The sequence below is a fragment of the bacterium genome (genome assembly GCA_035505375.1).
Lineage (GTDB): Bacteria > Hydrothermota > Tepidihabitantia > Tepidihabitantales > Tepidihabitantaceae > UBA2258.
This window is the reverse complement of record DATJQV010000026.1, coordinates 1-17,417: the sequence shown is the minus strand read 5'-3', so window position 1 is coordinate 17,417 and position 17,417 is coordinate 1. Positions and strand designations below refer to the sequence as shown.

The following is a 17,417-nucleotide window of genomic DNA, read 5'->3' as shown; positions in this document are numbered from 1 at the left end:
GGATGAGATCATCCAGTCGGTCGAGCTGGGCGACACAAAGCTGACAATCCCGAGCACAGCCTATACCGGCGACCTTCCCGCTCATAACGGCCTGTTCGGCGCGGCGGCCAAAGGCAAGATCGGCGGCATCGACCTTTACGCCATCGCCTCGACCGAGCAGTCGCAGAGCCAGACGGCGAGCTTCACCGGCAAGCGCGTGGTGAGCACCGATACCATCGACGAGTACAATTACGTGGCGCGGACTTTCTATCACATTGACGTGCCCGGGACCATCACCCAACTGCAGGTCTACATCGACGACTGCAACCCCAGCAACAACCAGGCGACCTACAAGGCTATCGCCACAGTGATGCCGAATTCGCCGGACTCGCAACCGGCGAACTACTCATACGACCGCTGGCCCGGTGACTTCGACCTGAAATCACCGGGCAAGGACTACTCAATCGAGACGGGCAGTATCATCGAGTTCGCGAATGCCCTCAATTCGACGGATGTGGTCGGGCTGTACATCGTGACGACCAACCCCGACGATACGTTCGGAAACATCCGTGGTAAGTGGCGCGATTCGCTCGTGCTGAAGCTGTTGAGACCGAAGAACCCGGATTCGACTTCGCTCACCTGGAACGATGAGCTGCGCAACGTCTACAAGCTGCCCCAGACGGATGTGTCACTTTCGTCCCTGCAGATCTTCCGGCGCCAGCCGAGCGGTGCGAATGTCGAATATGAGGATGCCGGCGCCAACAGCGGGCAGAAGTTCAGGGATCTGTTAGGTCTCGACCCCAACCACGATGGCCGCGTCGAGTACCCTGAGTTCGATACCAAGACCGGGCTGATCAGGTTTCCCGGGGCAACGCCGTTCGACACGAGCGCGCTCTCGGTTCGTGATCGGGTAATATACCGGAAGGACCCGGCGACATTGTCGTCGGGCGAGGGCCAGGAGTACTACATGGTTGCGGAGTACTCAAGCGCGACTTCGTCCTACTACCTGGGTCAGCCGGACATCACGTCCGGCTCCGAGAAGGTGACGGTTAACGGCTTACAGTGGGTAAGTCCCACCGACTACAAGATCGACTACTCGACCGGCATCCTTTCATTCGTCAGGGCTTTGCCTCCGGACGCCGACATCAGCGTTACCTATGAGTACAACCCGCTGCTAATGGTTGAGCAGAAGTCGCTGGTCGGGACCCGGGCCGAGTGGGCGCCGTCCGAGCAGGCCAAGTTCGGCAGCAGCGTCTTCTATCGGAGCGAAGGGACTCAGGACGAGAAGCCCTCGATCGGTTCGGAACCGTTCAGCCGGCTGATTGCCGAAACCGACGCATCCTACGCGGTCAATTCCGACGCGGTCAGCGCCTTCCTTGACCGTTTGCCGCTGCTCCGCGCTCAGGCGCCGTCCGCTTTCGGCGTATCGGCCGAGGGCGCGGTCTCGATGCCGAACCCGAACACCCGGGGGGTGGCCTACCTCGACGACTTCGAAGGAACCGCCATCACGCGGGATGTGTCGGTTACCGCCCTGCTCTGGTCCTGGAGTTCGGTACCGGTGGGCAAGGACACGGAGCATTTCGCTCACACCAGGCTGTTCTGGAACAACCCGTCCGCCCGGGTGCGCAACGACAGCGTCTTCGGACCGTCGGTCGGCAGCGACGCTACCAGCACGCACGACGTGCTGCGAGTCGTGTTCACGCCGGATTCGGGCGACCCGGGTTCGTGGGCCGGTATGATGACCTCAGCCGCGCAGGCCGGCGTAGGCATGAACCTGGCCGACGTCGACAACCTGCAGATGGTCATGAAATCCCGGGGTAGAACCGGTACGATTCACGTGACAATTGGCACGTCCATTGATGAAGACGCGCCACGGCGAAACCGGGCAGGCGCGATTGTCGGGCTGGATGGATTGAATGACACCGAAGATAAGAACGGCAACGGCGTGCTTGATGACGGTGAGGACGTCGGGCTCGACGGCGTCGCCGGGGTCGACAGCCTCTGGAAGACGGGTTCGGCGGATGATGGCGACGATGACTACAACTCCCAGACGAATCCTCAAGGCACGGAGGGAAACACCCACCTGGACCAGGAAGATCTGACCGGAACCGGTTTCACCCGCTACAACCATTATTTCGAAGGCACGATTCAACTGGGCGACTCGCGCTATTTCAGCAATCTTGTCAACGGCTGGAAGCTATGCCGGGTGTCGCTGCGCGACAGCACCGTTTTCAAGACCGTTGGGCAGCCGAGGTGGGAGAACATCCAGCTTGTCCGGATCTGGGTGGACGGCTTCGACCAGGCGGACACTGTCGACTTCTACTCGATTGATTTCGTCGGCAGCCGCTGGACCGGCCTCCAACTGGCGTCGCTCCGTGATACGATCCGGGCGCCGGGTCACGTCCCGGCCGATACCACCGAGAAAATCTGGGCGACGGCGGTCTCAAAGAAGACCGATACCAGCTATTCTTCGCCGTTCGCCCTGAAGCGTGACGCCAGCGGCAATCTCGAGGAGGAAGGGGCATTGCTGTTTGGTTATCAGAACCTGCACGGCTACCGGCTCGCCACGGTAGACAAGGCCCTGACCGACCAGGAAGACTATCGGGAGTACAGCGACCTGCGACTGTACGTGCATGACGACGGCAACGGGCTGGCGTTTCTTCTGAAGCTGGGTGCGGACTCGGCGAACTACTATGAATACCAGGCCCCGGTTACCAGCGGCCAACTGGTCCCGGGGCGGGACGGCAAGTGGTACGAATTCGTTATCCCGCTGGACTCCCTTCCGGTGCTGAAGCTCCGACGGGATGAAGCCGACGTTCCCAGGAACACGCTGTGGGCCAGCGGGCCGTACAGCGTTCTTGGATCTCCGGCGCTGTCCGCCATCCGCTACACGGTGCTGGGCATCGAGAACCGGGGCAGCGCGAAGATCAGCGGCGGACTATGGTTCGACGACATGCGACTGACTGCCCCGCATACCGAGGCGGGCTATGGGTTCCAGGCCCGCTCCAATATCGCCCTTTCCGACTTCGTCTCGCTGGCGGTGAGCTGTCAGTACTCTGACCCCAATTTCCGTCATTTCAGCGACGCACGCGGAATGCCGGGCAGCAATGGGTTCGGCACCAGTCTCGGGGCGAGCGTGCAGGCCAACCTCGACCGGTTGCTGCCCGCGAGTTGGGGCGTGAGCGTGCCGCTCGGCTACTCGATATCGGACCAGCTCAATGTGCCCAAGTTCTCACCGCTTTATCCGGACCTTCTGCTGCCGGAGTCGCTCGCCTCATCTCCGGATTATGTATCAACCGGTCGGAGCGATGTGATTTCTCTCAACAACATCCACAAACAGAAGTCAGGCAACCGGTGGCTCAACTACACGCTTGAGGGCATGAGTCTCTCATGGAATGACCGCCACGGGCATGACCTCGGACCGCTCAATCGCGACTCGAGCTGGGCCAGCGCGCTCGCCTGGACCTACGCGGTCACGCCGGACGTGAAGGTCAAGATCGGGTCCGACGATGAGCTCACGCTGCTTCCCGATGTCAAGGTCGGGATTACCAACGAACGGCAGCTCACGTTGAGCGGCACGCGGACGGTCCTGGACAGCGCGTTCCGGTTCGACACGACACGGGGCAACGGCATCTCAACCGATCTGGGAATTGACTACTCGCCGATCGAAGACATGACCTTTTCGTACGGTGTCCAGACCGAGCGGGACCTGCTGGTGCCGACGCCCGATACCCTGTTGTTTTTCACCACCGGGACCGAGGCCAGCCGGCAGCACAGCCTTGATGCCAGTTACAATCTCGAGGTCGCCGACGCCATTACTCCGGGAATCGACTTCAACGGTGACTACTCCGATGAACGAACGAAGGCCGTTGCCGGGTATTCGGATTCCCGGAACATGAACAACTCGGGCGACATTTCGTTCACCCTTGGAACCGACCTGCCCGAGTTACTCGGTGGGCTTGGGTCGGAGAACGCAGCGGGCGGGAAGATTCACAGCGGCCGCCGGCCGCCGAAGCAGAAGAGTGATACGCTCCGGCGCGATTCGTCGGCGTTCAGAGATACCGCTTCCGGGACCGTGAAGTCGCCGCCCAAGGGCGAGGGTTCGTCAAACGTCCTCCAGCAGGCCGCGGGCTTCTTGTCCCGCACCCTGCAGCCGCTTGACCTCAGCTACTCGATCGCCCGCACGAGCGACCTGGTCGGCGTCTATGACGCCTCGCCATGGCCATACCGGCTCGGGTTCACCGACATCTTCGCATTCGACACGTTGCACCAGTCGCCGACCACGACCCGCGAGCGGCACAATACACTGCGGGCGTCTTCCGGAGGACATGTCAGTGACTTGACCGCGCAGATTGCCTGCGAGTTGTCTCAGGGAGAGGTCCTGCCAAGCCTGCCGCAGAGCCCAACTCTCGATCGGAGCTTGACCTGGCCCGAGCTGGATTTGACGCAGGACAAGGTGGAGAAGCTGTTCAAGAACTGGGCGACAGACTCGAAGTTGACCGCCAGCTACAAGCACCGACTTGACATCGGCGGCCAGTTCGTCCCCTACTACGAATTGGGGAACGGTGACAGCGTCGCGCTCGAGTCGCTGGGGATGCGCAATCGCAATGAAACCGACGACAATGAGTTCAGTCCGCTGCTGTCCTGGAGCACCACCTGGAAGAGGCGCTTCAGTACCACGCTTTCGGTCAACTATACGTTCGGTACCACTACCATATTCCTGGACGATTCCGGCGCGGCGCGCAGCGTCACCTACTCGAATGACCGCGGCGCGAATCTGTCACTTTCCTACACGTTCTCCGCGCCTCAGGGTCTGCGGCTTCCTTTGCTCGGCAAGCTGAGGTTCTCGTCGGATCTGAGTTTGACCTGGTCGCTCCAGGCAAATCAGACGCACCGATACCTTCAGCAATGGGTTTCGCGGGATTCCGCCGACTCGGCGACCGAGTTGGAGCGGAACAACACCCTCAGTACTTCGCTCGCTGCTTCCTATCGCTTCTCGCGTAGCATGGAGGCCGGGCTCACCGCCGAATACAGCCAGAATCGGGGACTGGCGATCACGACAACCACCGAGTCGATGGACCTGGATCTGTGGGTTCTGTTCAAGTTCTGAACGTGAGCAGGTAGTCTTGTGCGCACTTCCGCGGCCCACGAGACGCAGGGCGTGTTCGCCCGCATGAGATCAGTGGTCGCAATGTCCTCATTGAATCGGCGCGAACGGGCCATTCTGCTGCTGGTGACGGCGGCCTTCCTTGTCGGAGTGGGGATTTCGGGCTGGCGACGTGCCGAGCTCAGGCGTCAGGCGGCGATGAACCCGGTCACGGTTGTCAGGGGCGCTGAAACTGAGCCGGATTCGCTTGCCGGTCAGCGACTGGTGGACCTCAATTGTGCCACCGCTCGTCAGCTCGACGCACTGCCTGGCGTCGGACCGGTGCTTGCGAGCCGAATCATTGAATTCCGCCAGCGCAAAGGCGGCTTCCGGAGCGTCAGCGAGTTGCGGTCCGTATCCGGAATCGGGGAGAAACGCTACTCGGCGTTGAAGGACATGGTAACGGTCGGGTCACCCGAATCCGCCGGGGACTCAGGTAGGTAGCCGGCGGCGGGCCGGTGGTTTGAGCGTCGTCAGTAGCGTGTAGTTGAACAGCCGCGCGTTGACATTGAGGCCCGCGTCGCTGCTCCGCGACAACAGGAACTTCACGGCTCGGCGCAGGTAGCCGGCTTCGCGGCTGATGTTCGGTTCAATGACGCCCGGGTTCTTGTTCGCGTAAATAGAACTCCCGCCGAGTTTGATCCGCAGTGTTTCCCGATACAGGAAGAGCAGAGTGCCGGCGACGGCAGCGGGGGAGGCGTCCTGCGCCGCGTCCATGGCAGCGGCGACGGCCCGCTCACTCGAGCCGAGTCGGCCGGCAAAGTAATCGACAATGGAGGCCACGAGGAATTCCTCCCGGTTCTCCAGGAATCGCAGTGCTGTCCCGATCGACCCCTCGGCCATGGCCGATGCAAGCTCGGCGTCGGCCGCTGACGCGCCGGCGCTTTCCTTAAGCCACGACAGAAGCGTGTCCCGGGCAATCGACGAGAACCTCAAAGTTTGACAACGTGAGCGGATGGTGGCCGACAGGGCGGCCGGCCGCGACGTCGTCAAGATGAAGGAGGTCTGGCCCTGGGGTTCCTCCAGCACTTTCAGCAGCGCATTGGTAGCTTCGGCGTTCATTTGATGTGCCTGGATCAGAAGGAAGAGGCGAAGTCGGGCCAGGAGCGGAGGTCTTGCCATCTCAATTCGAAGCCAGCGCACGGCGTCAATCGGTATCTTGAGCTTCGTGTCAGGGACCGGTTGAGCCCGGCCGAGGGCGAACTCCGGATAACGGTCAAGCGTGGTTCTGGCTATGTCATCAATGTCCGCGTCTTTCTTGGGCAGCCGGATCGGAAGCAGGAGTCTCAGGTCGGGATGGCCCAGTCCGGCGATTGAGCGGCAACTGCGGCAGACTCCGCACGGCTGGTGGTCCGGGTCGAGGCAGTTTGCCGCCTGTGCTACCATGAGCGCAGCAGTCCTCTTGCCGACGCCCGCCGGGCCGGCAAAGAGCAGTGGCGGAAAAGTGCCGTCGGCAAGCCACGATTCAAGGAATTCAACCGCCTTCGTCTGGCCGACGAGCAAGCGGCCAAGGGAGATTCGAGGATTCATGAGATCAAGGCGGCGAGTGTTCGAGCCGGGGTTCCGAAACCTTCGACTCCCGGACGCCTCCGGGTTCTAGGGCTGCAGCCAGTCCATCGGATCGACCGACTTTCCGTCTTTCCGAATCTCGAAGTGAAGATAGTCACTGGCGGTCCCGACCTTCGTGCCTGCGGCCACTTGGGAGCCGACCTGCGCGGACATCTCGGTGAGATTGGCGTAGAGCGTGTAGAAGCCGCCGCCGTTGTCGATGATGACCAGGTTGCCATAACCCATAAACTGGTCAGCATAGGAGATTCGGCCCGCCGCCACGGCATGGACGGGAGTCCCGGGCTCGGCCTTGATGTCAATCCCGAGGTTGCTTGTCTTGGTCTTGTACCGCGGATGGACCTGGGAGCCGAACGTGGCAATGACCTTGCCCTTGAGTGGCCACGGCAAACTGCCTCTCTGGCTCTCAAACCTGCTGGTGGCCACGGGCTGCGCATTCTCCTTTCGGTGCTGCAGGTCCGCGAGCAGGTTCTGCAGCCGGCCGGTTGATTCGGTAAGCTGATGCTGCAGGGCTTGCCCGGCGTCCTTGTCGTTCCGCACTTTCTTGAGTACCGCCGACTCGGCAGCAATCGCCGCACTGAGCTTTGTCTGCTGGTCCAGTTGTTCCTGCTGCAGGCGTTCCAGTTCGGTCTGGTCGGCAAGGAGTTTTGACCGTTGCAGCGAGAGCTGCAGGTCCAGCTCCGACAGCTCGGCGGCGAGGCGCTGGTCCGCCCGCACAACCCAGCGCAGATAGAGCATCTTGCGATAGACCTCAGGCACACTGCGAGTCGAGAGCAGCGCGGCGAGCGGGCTGAGCTGTCCGTACTTGTAGATTGCGGTCAGCCGGCGACCCAGAGCCTGTTTGCGGCTTGCCGCCTGGGCGGAAGTCTGCTCAATCTGCCTCGCGACCTGTGCGATTTCGGTCGATCGCGCCGCAGCCTGGGCTCTGAGTTTCGCCAGGTAGCTTCGGGTCAACCCGATCTGTTCTTCAAGTGACGCCAGTCTTGCCAGGCTGGCCTGTTCTTTGTCGGACAGATCGCCGAGCTTGTTCTCGACCTCGGCGAGCCGCTGCCTCGTCTGTTCGAGCTGGTCCTGGTTCTGTCGAATCTGTTGATCGAGTTGTTCCGCGCTGAGGGTCTCGGGCGTGGCGGCCATGGTCGTGTCGGGGTTGGGCTCGGTGCCCCCTGTCAGACGGTGGAGGGGAAGAGGAGGCTCGGCCGGCGCCTGAGTCAGTCCCTGGGCACAGGTCGCCAGTAACAGCGCAAGAAACAGGATTCGGTGATTCAAGGGATCAAGAGGTCGAGGAATGGTACCAGAATTCTGGAATCCTCGATTCCCGGATTCCCGTCAACACCGGTCACTCTTCACTATCGTCCATGGCCACGGCCTGCGGGACGCGGTGGATGCGGTTCAATGCGATGAGCGAGCCGGCAACGCCGGAAATGGCCCCGAGTCCGAGGTCGGCGAGGAGGACGATGCCCGTCGGCAGGGAGGCGGATGGTATGACGATGGCGGCCAGCCGCTGAAAGACGAGGGCCAGCACGAACGCGGCAGCCCCGCCGATTATTCCCTGGGTAGTTCCTTCAATGACGAACGGCAGGCGCACGGTTGCGGCCGTAGCGCCGACCAGCTCCATGATCTGGATTTCATGGTGCCGCGACGCAATTGAGGACTCCACGGTCTGGAAAGCGATGAAGAGCACCGCGCAGAAGACTATGACCAGAATGCCGATGTCGAGGAACATCACGGTACGGGTGATGCGTCCGAGACGCTCGACCAGTTCCTTGCCGGACCAGACCTCGGTAACGCCGGGAATGAGCATTACTTTCTGTTCAAGAGCGGTGAGCGACGACAGCGAGGCGTACCCGGGGTTTACGGTGATGCGGACTGATGACGGCAGGGGGTTATCCTCCAGTGCGTCCACCAGGCTGGAGTCCGGGCCAAGGTCGGTCCGTAGCTCGGTGAGCGCTTCGTCTTTCGATACGTAGCGCGCTTGTGCTACGCCGTCGAGCGAGCCGATTCGCTGCACGAGCAGTGCCTGGTCGGCCTGCTCACCGACAAACGCGTAGAGCTCGATTCGGCGACTCGCGGCAGCCGACAGCCGGACGAGGTTTGATGTCAGGATCATGAATACGGAGAGGAGTACAAGGCAGATGGCCTGGACCGTCGCCGCGAGGATGAAGCTCCCGCGGTTGCGGTTGATGCTGCGGAATGCCTCCTGGAGAATGTAGCTAGGTCTCATCGCGTACTATCCTCCCCGCATCAAGCGTGACGCGCCGCCGTTGGGTGCGTTCGGCCAGATCCGCGTCGTGCGTGGCCATCAGGACTGTGGCTCCCTGGTAGTTGATGTCTTTGAGAATATTGAGAATGTCGGCGGCGGCCCTGGGGTCGATGTTGCCGGTCGGCTCGTCGGCGAGGAGTATGTCCGGTTCTTTGACCAGTGCCCTGGCGATCGATGTCTTCTGCTGCTCGCCACCGGATAGCTGGTGAGGATAGGAGTCCCGTTTGTGTACCAGGCCGAGCCGGTTGAGTGTTTCCTGAATCCGTCCCGGTATCTCCTTGCGGTCGGTGTCGATGACGCGGAGCACGAATTCCAGGTTCTCGTAGACGGTGCGCTCGGCCAGGAGCCTGAAATCCTGAAAGATGATTCCGATGCGCTTGCGCAGAGGCGGTATGTCGGAGAGGGGCATCTTCTTGAGGTCATAGCCGAGCACCTTTATCTTGCCCGAATCGGCCAGGTCCTGGCGGTAGAGCAGGCGCAGCAGCGTGGTCTTGCCGGCGCCGGTTGCACCGAGGATGAACATGAAGTCGCCCTTCTCGATAGTCAGGTTAATGTCGGTCAGGGCCGGCCATGAGTGCTGGTACAACCGCGACACACCCACCAGCTCGATGGCGTTGACTGATTCATTGCTCTGTTCTGTCATTGTCCTTCGCAATCCCGACAGCCGAGCACCGGCTTCCGGCTGCCTCGTTCAATCGAAATCAGCCTCAGCGGCCTCGGTCTGGCTGCTCTGCATTCGTAGTTCGTCATTTCCTAGCTCACGTACCAGCGGGCAAGAGCGGCACAGGCTTTTACGCCATCGCGCGGACCAATCTTCTTGCCGGCACGACGCGCGTTGTATTGTATAGGAACTTCGACGATACGGCAATGCCTGCGTAGCAGCTTGGCGGTAATCTCGGGTTCGATCTCGAATCGGTTGGCCAGGAGATCAAGGTTCTGAAACAGTTGCCGCCGGATGAGCTTGTAACAGGTTTCCATGTCGGTTATCCGGCCGCCGAACAGGGCATTGGTGAAGAAGGTGAGGAAGTAGTTGGCCATCTTGCTGTGGAACAGGAAGGAATTGCCGCCGCCACGGAACCGCGAGCCGTACACCGCGTCGACTTTGGGGTCTTCGAAAGGTCTGAGCATGGCCGGGTAGTCGTCCGGGCTGTATTCAAGGTCAGCATCCTGGATGACGACGATGTCACCGGTGGCGTGCGCCAGTCCGGTTCTCACTGCCGCTCCCTTGCCTCGATTCACCGGATGTGAGATGACTCGGATGCCGGCGATCCGATTCAGAACCGCCAGAGTGCTGTCACGCGAGTGGTCATCAACCGTGATTATTTCCTTGTCTACCGGGACCGCCTTGACCCGCTCCACCAACTCGGTGACTGAGCCCTCTTCGTTGTAGACCGGGATGACGACGCTCAGCTTCAAGCGCGAACTCCGATCTCCAGGGGGCGGGGCGCGGATTCCGGAGCCCGACGCTCGGAGTCGGGCGCTCGCATTTCGGGCCGGAGCGCTATCCATGAACCGCCGTCGGCGGACGAGCGGGCTAGGGCCTCGAGACAGCGCACCACGGACAAGCCCACCGGTCCGTTGCTCAGCGGCTGCGTGCGGGTCCGGCAGCTCTCGATGAAGTCCAGGCACTGGCGCCCGAGCGGCGAATGGCGAATGTCGGCCGCCGGCTGACGATTGCCGGATGTCCGTCCCGCAGATTCGGGCTGCTCGCCATCGCCTGCGACCTCGAACCGGCGGACGTGCGGCGGTTGCCGCCATTCCGCTCTGCCTTCCACCAGTCCGTCTCCGTCGAATCGGATCTCGTACTCGGCCTTCTGCCCGCTTGCACGCCCGCGCGCAGCAGTTGGCGTCCCGAAGAGCAGCACGGCAAGCGCGATGTCGTGGGGACAAAGGTCGAAGAGGATTGACGATTGATGATTGTCGACTGACGATTGGCGGGAGGCAGGAGGGCCGGAAGACGTCCTTTCAGCCACCACTCGCCGCTCTGAGTCTCGGGGGAGCGCGTCGAGCAGCGTTCGGAGAGATCCGATATCGGCGGAGTAGGCTGCCGTGTGACCGACGCCAATCACGAGCCTGCTTTCCGCGGCCCGCGCAACCAGCATCTCGGCCTCGGACGACGTGAGGGTCATCGGTTTCTCGACCAGTACGTCCCGACCTGCTTCGAGTGCGGCGACGGACAGGGAGTAGTGGGTGCGGTCAGGTGTGGCGACGACGACCGCCTCGACTGCCGGGTCAGACAGCAACCGGGCCATGGAATCGTAGCTGGCACTGCCGGTCAGGTCCGCAACTGCGGCCCGACCGGCCGGTTCCGAATCGGCCACGGCGACCAGCCTGCATTCGGGCAGCGCGGTTAGTGTTTTCAGGTAGTTCCGGCCCCACCGGCCGAGGCCGACCAGCCCGATTCCCAGCGGTTCCACCGGTGGAGTCAGCTCGAGGCGACGGATGGAGTGGAATTCAGAATCCAGAGAGCAGCGTCAAGGGTGTTCGGATATTCTGATTTCTGGATTCTGATTTCCGAATTCTGGATTATCCGGCTCACTCGGCGCTCCGAAACCAGTCGATGGTTTGCTTGAGGCCCTGTTCCAGTCGGACCCTTGGTTGCCAGTTCAGCAGCCGCTTCGCGCGGCTGATGTTCGGCCGGCGGCGCTTCGGGTCATCTTCGGGAAGCGGCTCGAACTTCAGCGGGTTCTTCGTTCCGGTCAGCTTCTTCACGAGCTGGGCGAAGCGCAGGATCGTGAATTCCCGGGGATTGCCGAGGTTGACCGGCGTCGGGTCGGTGCATGATGCGAGCCGGTACAGACCGTCGACCATGTCGGATACATAGCAGAAGCTCCGCGTCTGGCGTCCGGTTCCATACACGGTCAGTGGTTTGCCGTTCAGTGCCTGTTCCACCAGGGTCGGCACGATCCGGCCGTCGTCGAGCTGCATCCGCGGGCCATAGGTATTGAAGATGCGGGCAATCCTCGTGGCAAGTCCGTGCTTCCGATGATACGCCATGATCAGGGCCTCGCCGAAGCGTTTGGCCTCGTCATACACCGACCGCGGGCCGACCGGGTTCACGTTGCCCCAGTATGACTCGACCTGCGGGTGCAACAGCGGGTCGCCGTAGACCTCGGAAGTGGATGCCTGCACGAACACGGCCTTCTTCTGGAGCGCGACTTCGAGCAGGTTCCGCGTGCCGCTCGAACCCACCGCCAGGGTTTCAAGCGGCATAGCCAGGTAGTCCTTGGGTGAGGCCGGTGAGGCGAGGTTCCAGACCACGTCCACGCGGCCGGGCACGCTCTGCCGCTTTGTGACATCGGTCTGCCTGAACCGGAATCCGGGGCAATCCAAAAGATGGGCGATGTTGCGTCTCGAACCGGTGACCAGATTGTCCAGGCAGAGCACCTCGAATTCGCGCTCGATCAGATAGTCGCAGAGGTGCGAGCCGATAAACCCGGCCCCGCCCGCGACGACAGCCCTCAAAGGGCGGACCTCACGAAAGAGAGAAGAGAAAAGAGTGAAGAGAGAAGAGAGAAGACTGAAGAATGATGAGTGATGAGTGAGGAGTGAGGAGCGAGGACTGAAGAGTGAGGAATTAAGAGAAAAGAGCGAAAGACCGGTCCGGATTTCACCATTCTCTCTTCTCTATTCACCCTTTCCTCAGCGTCCGACCCCGATGTAGGTGAACCCGAGTTTCTCCACCTCGCTCCGTTCGAACAGGTTGCGGCCGTCACAGATGATGGGCAGCCGCATCCGCTTCTTCAGGGCGGCGAGGTCAATCTTCCTGAACTCCGGCCACTCGGTGATGACGGCAAGCACGTCGGCATCATCGGCCACGTCTTCCGCGCGCGTGCAGTAGCTGATGCCGGGTATCAGGGCCTTTGCCCGTTCTATGGCCTGCGGGTCAAATGCCTTCACCTTTGCGCCTTCGCGCACCAGCGCGTTCACGATGTCGATAGACGGTGCCAGGCGCATGTCGTCGGTGTTGGGCTTGAACGCGAGCCCGAGCACGCCCACGTTCTTGTCGCGCAGGTTCCAGAGCACGGATTGGATCTTGCGGACGAACCTTCGCTTCATGTCTTCGTTCACCGCCTCGACTTCCTTGAGCAGCCGGAAGTCGTAGCCCAGGTCCTGCGCGATGGCGATGAACGCGGCCAGGTCTTTCGGGAAACAGAACCCGCCGTAACCGACGCCGGCCTCAAGGAACGCGGGCCCGATGCGCTTGTCCATGCCGATGCCGGAGCACACCTTCCTGATATCCGCTCCGGAGGACTCGCAGACGATCGATAGCGCGTTGGCGAACGATATCTTCATTGACAGGAAGGCGTTCGAGGCGTGCTTTATCAGCTCGGCCGAAGCCAGGTCGGTGAAGACTATCGGTGCCTTAATCGGGGCGTAGATTTCCCTCATCAGGTCGCGGGCCTGCTCGGAGTCGACGCCGCAGACAATCCGGTCCGGGTTGAGAAAGTCGCCGACCGCCGAGCCCTCGCGCAGGAACTCGGGGTTCGAGGCCACGTCGAACGGCGAGTCGGACTTCTTGTACCGTTCGATCGTGGTCCGCACCCACTTGCCGGTCTGAACCGGTACGGTTGACTTCTCGACGATGAGCTTGTAGTTCTGGATGTTCGCGGCGATGTCGCGGGCCACGTCCTCCACGTAGGTGAGGTCCGGCTGTCCGTTCTCGCGCGGCGGCGTGCCGACCGCGATGAACACCGCTTTGCACTCGCGGACGGCCGCGCCGATGTCGGTGGTGAAACGCAGCCGGCCTGCGGCCCGGGCCTCGGCGATTATCTCCGGCAGACCGGGCTCGTAGATGGGCACCTCGCCGCGATTGAGCAGCTCGATCCGTGCGGCGTCGTTGTCCACGCAAATCACGTCGTGCCCGACCTTGGCGAGACAGGGGCCGCTCGTGAGCCCGACATAGCCCGAGCCGATCATCGCGACTTTCATGGGTGCTACTATAGCCGCCTGACTGAATCAGTCAAGCAAGCACGGAATGCCTCGAATCCGGTATTGAAGCCACGGAAGCAGAGAAACTCGAAACTGGAAGTCAAAGCTCCAATGACGACAGACCGTACTCATTCGGTATTCGGACTTCAATCGTCCTTGGCCTCAGAGTCCGTCCGACAGCGCGTGTCTTCGTGGCCACCTGTTTCGGACCCAGGATCAGTCGTCCGGCTTGACTTCCAGACCACTCAAGTTACAGTCAAACGACTGCGAAGTGGGAGGTAACAATGATTGAATACCGGCTGAAGAAAGACACCGATGTCTGGCACTGGTCGCACCACTGCTCCAAGTGGCCGACGTTCGACTACGAGGTCCATCGCGGCGAGCCCACCTGGGGCGTGAAGTGCGAGGAGTGCAAGCAGAAGCAGACACCCGACGAAGTAGAAGAGTAGCTGCGCCCGCGGCTACGGCTCACCGGGCCTGCGGCCGGCGGAACAACGGCGGCGCGAACCAGGAGGCTATGCGGCCTGCGCTGCCGGCCCAAGATGGTTCTCACCGGCGTGAGGAATCATCCAACCAATCCATAGACCAGGTCGATTCACCGAATCGTATCCTCATGAATCGCACTCAGCACCGCCTCATTTAGCCGCGTTTGTGGGTCTGCTGTCGTAGTCGTCCTCAACGTGCGGGATTCCGGCCCGCCCCAGTCCAATCGCGTTACAGAGGCGGTGGAGAGTCAACAGCGAGATGCGCGCGGCCTCCGCGTGGTCCTTCTCAGCCTGGCGTTTCCTGCGCCTTTGCTCATGGGCTTCGGCCCTCTCCCGCGCGCGGGCGTCGTGCAACAACTGCCGCAGCGGCACGACCGTGTCGGGAAGAGGTTTCTTGAAGCGCCCAAGGTAGAGATTCTCGATACGCTGAGCGAGCGGCATCGGCGTCGTCCCCTGCGCCGTGGTCCCGGCCGCAATCAACCTCTTTGGTTTCATCCCGAGTTCGCGCGCCATCTGTACCTGGGCATCGGAGAGCGAACACTGCCGCTTCGCCTCGTGCCACTGCTCAAGTTCGACCGACGCCTTCCTCATGTTCAAGTTCTCTTGGTCGGTGTCATCGTTCGATTGTATGAATCACGGGCGGGGATGTCAAATGGAAGGGGAGAGGGAACTTAGTAACGAAGTCAGATGTCAGATGACAGATGGCAGAAGCGAGAAGTGGAGGAGAGAGGATCGAGAGACCGAGGCACAGAGGGATCAAGTGGTCCAGGGATCGAGTGAGCGGGTGCGGAAGCGCGTGGTTCATTCAAGTGAATCGCGGGGATTGGCCTCTGGCTCAGGGCAGAGGAGAGGATGGAAGAAGTAGATTGGGAGTCTGGGAGTAGATGCTGTCAGCCGGCTTGAGCTTGTGCTTGAGCTGGCTTGGGGCTTGGAGCTGTGGTTTGCCCTGCGGTGCTGGATTTCATGCCTCGGCAGGACACCACTACGTCCTAAGTTACTGTCCGTGCTGCAGTTGTCACGTGCGGTGAGTTATGACAGCCCCCCCTGCCCCCGAGTCAAGGAGAGCGTTGGGGGGGTCACTGGGGAAGCGTTCCCCCCCTAGCAAGTGTATGAGAGGCGGGTACTTGTAGCTACTGCGATTCTGAGCTTGTGCCCGCCTGACAACGTGCAGCAATCCCTCACCCAGTATGGCTAGCCGACGTTCCCCGCCTATCACTATCAAGCCTCGGTCCCGTTTCTAGAGCGGGTCTGGGCAGGCTGTGGGGACTGCGGGAGGGAAGGCGTCACAGTAGCTGCATGTATCTCAGAAGCAGCGTCTTGCCGAAGACGCGCACGTCGATGTTGATGTAGTCGTTGTCGGGCGGGTTCTCGGAGTGGTGGAGTATGCCCAGGCAGTGGCCCTTGGGCTGCTTGTCCAGCCGGGGAAGCAGGGATTGGGGGCTAGGGGGCAGGGGTTAGGGGTTGGCTGACGGGCAACGGCTGCCATCTGTCAGCTTGTGCTTGCGCTTGGGCTTGGGCTGGCGATCAGGGGCTAGGGATTGGGGCCGGACAAGAGCAATGAGCGGCCAGTGTCTGCTGCGTCAATCTCCAATCGCCAATCTAAAACCGGAAATCCCTTGGCTTGTGGCTCGAGCTTGGGCATGGGCTGCGACGAAGTCGCGCTTCCTTGTCGCGCTCCGGACTAGGAATTGGGAGTGTCCCGCTCTTCCCGAGTCGGGTGATGGCCACCTGGAGTGGAGCGCCAAGGTGGCGAGCGGCATCTACATGTACCTGGTCGTCTCGGCTGACGGCATGAGCAGTAAGGTCGGCAAGCTGTCGGTGATACGATGAGGTGCGAGGAAAGCCCCAATCACCGAGCCTCAATGACCAGTCAATAGGAAATCCCGGAAAGCCGACCGACCTCACATGGTCAAGCGGACTCCCGCATGTGATTTTCTGCTTGACTTCACCCGGCGCGGGTTATAATTAGACAGCGACGCCGAGTGCGGCGGAGCTGTGGTTACACCGCCGCAAAGGTCGATCGGCGCCAGTCTGTATGGGTTACATCTATTCGGGGGTGCGGAATGTTGCCTGTTTACGTTCGCGGTTCTTTGGCTCGAACTATCTCTTCACACAACCTGGTCGTGAGACCTGTGGCCGTGCTACTGGCAGTCTGCTGCTGCCTGTCGACAGTCAGTGCCCAGTGGCTGGAAGCGATTGTGCCATTGCCGGATTCGCTTGGCGGGCTGTCACACCCGCAGCATGTCGCGTACAACTCAACTGACAACAAGCTCTACGTGGGTGGCGACTGGGTCGCTCGCGGCAGCCTTGGTGAAAGTTCCTACGTGATTGTAGTCGACGGGGCCACCAAGCAGCGCATTGCGCACGTTGCCGTGTGCGGTTTCGTGCATGACATCTGTTACAACCCGCACGACAATAAGGTCTACGTCGCCATTTGGGGGTGTGACAACACTGGCCTGGTAGTGCTGGACGGCGCGACGAACCACGTTCTCGCCGCCGTAGCTGCTGGGGGCATGCCATACGCTCTGTGCCTCGATTCACAAGACGACAAGGTCTACTGTGCGAACTACGATCCGCCCGGCCTAGCAGTGATAGACGGCGCGACGGACAGCGTCGTCGCGACCGTGCCGGTTGGTGATTACCTCATCGGGCTGTGTTACAACCCGCAGGACAACAAGATGTACTGCATCGGGCAAGGCGCAGAAGCCGTCACAGTGATAGACTGTGCGACCCACAGGGCATTGGCTTCCGTACCGGCCTCCGGTACTGAGGCCTTGTGCTACGACTCGCGGGACGACGTAGTCTACTGTGAGTGCGATCTGGAAAGTCTAGTCGCCATCGACGGCGCGACCAATCAGGTCGTCGCGTCCATTCCCCTCGGCTTCCCCGGCTACTCTGTCTGCTACAATTCTGAGGACAACAAGGTCTATTGCTCAAATTCAGGTCGCGACAGCGTTTCGATCATAGACTGCGCATCCAATCGGGTGGTGGCTGCTGTACGCGCAACCGCCGAGCCCTTGGCGCTATGCTACAACGCCGACCATGATAA

Annotated in this window: 13 protein-coding genes and 1 pseudogene; 5 read left to right on the top strand and 9 right to left on the bottom strand. The window is 61.3% G+C overall.

Features of this window, described 5'->3' with window-relative positions; all coding sequences use genetic code 11:
- Both VMH22_04325 and VMH22_04320 read left to right on the top strand, forming a co-directional pair.
- On the top strand, positions 1 to 5,089 hold a 5,089-nt coding region (locus tag VMH22_04325; GenBank protein ID HTW90913.1), incomplete at its 5' end, for a hypothetical protein.
- Positions 5,090 to 5,350: 261 nt separating this feature from the next.
- Positions 5,351 to 5,569 (top strand): annotated as a pseudogene (locus VMH22_04320) (helix-hairpin-helix domain-containing protein).
- Here the strand turns inward: VMH22_04320 and VMH22_04315 are convergent.
- From VMH22_04315 to VMH22_04280, 8 genes are all read right to left on the bottom strand, one after another.
- Complete coding sequence (locus VMH22_04315; GenBank protein HTW90912.1) at positions 5,558 to 6,655, bottom strand: hypothetical protein; 1,098 nt, start codon at positions 6,653 to 6,655, stop codon at positions 5,558 to 5,560. The pseudogene VMH22_04320 and the gene VMH22_04315 sit on opposite strands and share 12 nt — an antisense overlap.
- Positions 6,656 to 6,721: 66 nt before the next feature.
- Positions 6,722 to 7,957, bottom strand: coding sequence for a peptidoglycan DD-metalloendopeptidase family protein (locus tag VMH22_04310; protein ID HTW90911.1), 1,236 nt, complete (start codon positions 7,955 to 7,957; stop codon positions 6,722 to 6,724).
- Positions 7,958 to 8,027: 70 nt separating this feature from the next.
- The gene (locus VMH22_04305) at positions 8,028 to 8,912 is read right to left on the bottom strand and encodes a permease-like cell division protein FtsX (GenBank protein ID HTW90910.1); all 885 of its coding nucleotides are present in this window, start codon (positions 8,910 to 8,912) and stop codon (positions 8,028 to 8,030) included.
- Positions 8,902 to 9,594 (bottom strand): cell division ATP-binding protein FtsE, encoded by a 693-nt coding sequence (gene ftsE, locus VMH22_04300; GenBank protein ID HTW90909.1) that lies wholly within the window; start codon positions 9,592 to 9,594, stop codon positions 8,902 to 8,904. The genes VMH22_04305 and ftsE overlap by 11 nt, the downstream gene beginning before the upstream one ends.
- Before the next feature lie 110 nt (positions 9,595 to 9,704).
- Positions 9,705 to 10,367 carry a glycosyltransferase family 2 protein gene (locus tag VMH22_04295; GenBank protein HTW90908.1) on the bottom strand — a complete coding sequence of 221 codons (663 nt, stop codon included), beginning with the start codon at positions 10,365 to 10,367 and terminating at the stop codon, positions 9,705 to 9,707.
- Positions 10,364 to 11,368 (bottom strand): Gfo/Idh/MocA family oxidoreductase, encoded by a 1,005-nt coding sequence (locus VMH22_04290; protein HTW90907.1) that lies wholly within the window; start codon positions 11,366 to 11,368, stop codon positions 10,364 to 10,366. The genes VMH22_04295 and VMH22_04290 overlap by 4 nt, the downstream gene beginning before the upstream one ends.
- Positions 11,369 to 11,486: 118 nt before the next feature.
- Entirely contained in the window at positions 11,487 to 12,416 is a 930-nt protein-coding gene (locus VMH22_04285; GenBank protein ID HTW90906.1) for a UDP-glucuronic acid decarboxylase family protein, read from the bottom strand.
- A gap of 177 nt (positions 12,417 to 12,593) precedes the next feature.
- A complete protein-coding gene (locus tag VMH22_04280) occupies positions 12,594 to 13,883 on the bottom strand; it encodes a UDP-glucose/GDP-mannose dehydrogenase family protein (protein HTW90905.1) in 1,290 nt (429 codons plus the stop codon).
- A gap of 284 nt (positions 13,884 to 14,167) precedes the next feature.
- Between VMH22_04280 and VMH22_04275 the strand changes: the two genes are divergently transcribed.
- Positions 14,168 to 14,332 carry a hypothetical protein gene (locus tag VMH22_04275; GenBank protein ID HTW90904.1) on the top strand — a complete coding sequence of 55 codons (165 nt, stop codon included), beginning with the start codon at positions 14,168 to 14,170 and terminating at the stop codon, positions 14,330 to 14,332.
- A gap of 186 nt (positions 14,333 to 14,518) precedes the next feature.
- Here VMH22_04275 and VMH22_04270 read toward each other — a convergent pair whose 3' ends face one another.
- A complete protein-coding gene (locus VMH22_04270; protein ID HTW90903.1) occupies positions 14,519 to 14,959 on the bottom strand; it encodes a hypothetical protein in 441 nt (146 codons plus the stop codon).
- 966 nt (positions 14,960 to 15,925) lie between these two features.
- Here VMH22_04270 and VMH22_04265 point away from each other — a divergent pair.
- Positions 15,926 to 16,198, top strand: coding sequence for a hypothetical protein (locus VMH22_04265; GenBank protein ID HTW90902.1), 273 nt, complete (start codon positions 15,926 to 15,928; stop codon positions 16,196 to 16,198).
- 233 nt (positions 16,199 to 16,431) lie between these two features.
- Positions 16,432 to 17,417, top strand: a 986-nt coding sequence (locus VMH22_04260; GenBank protein ID HTW90901.1) for a YncE family protein, incomplete at its 3' end; no start/stop codon positions are given.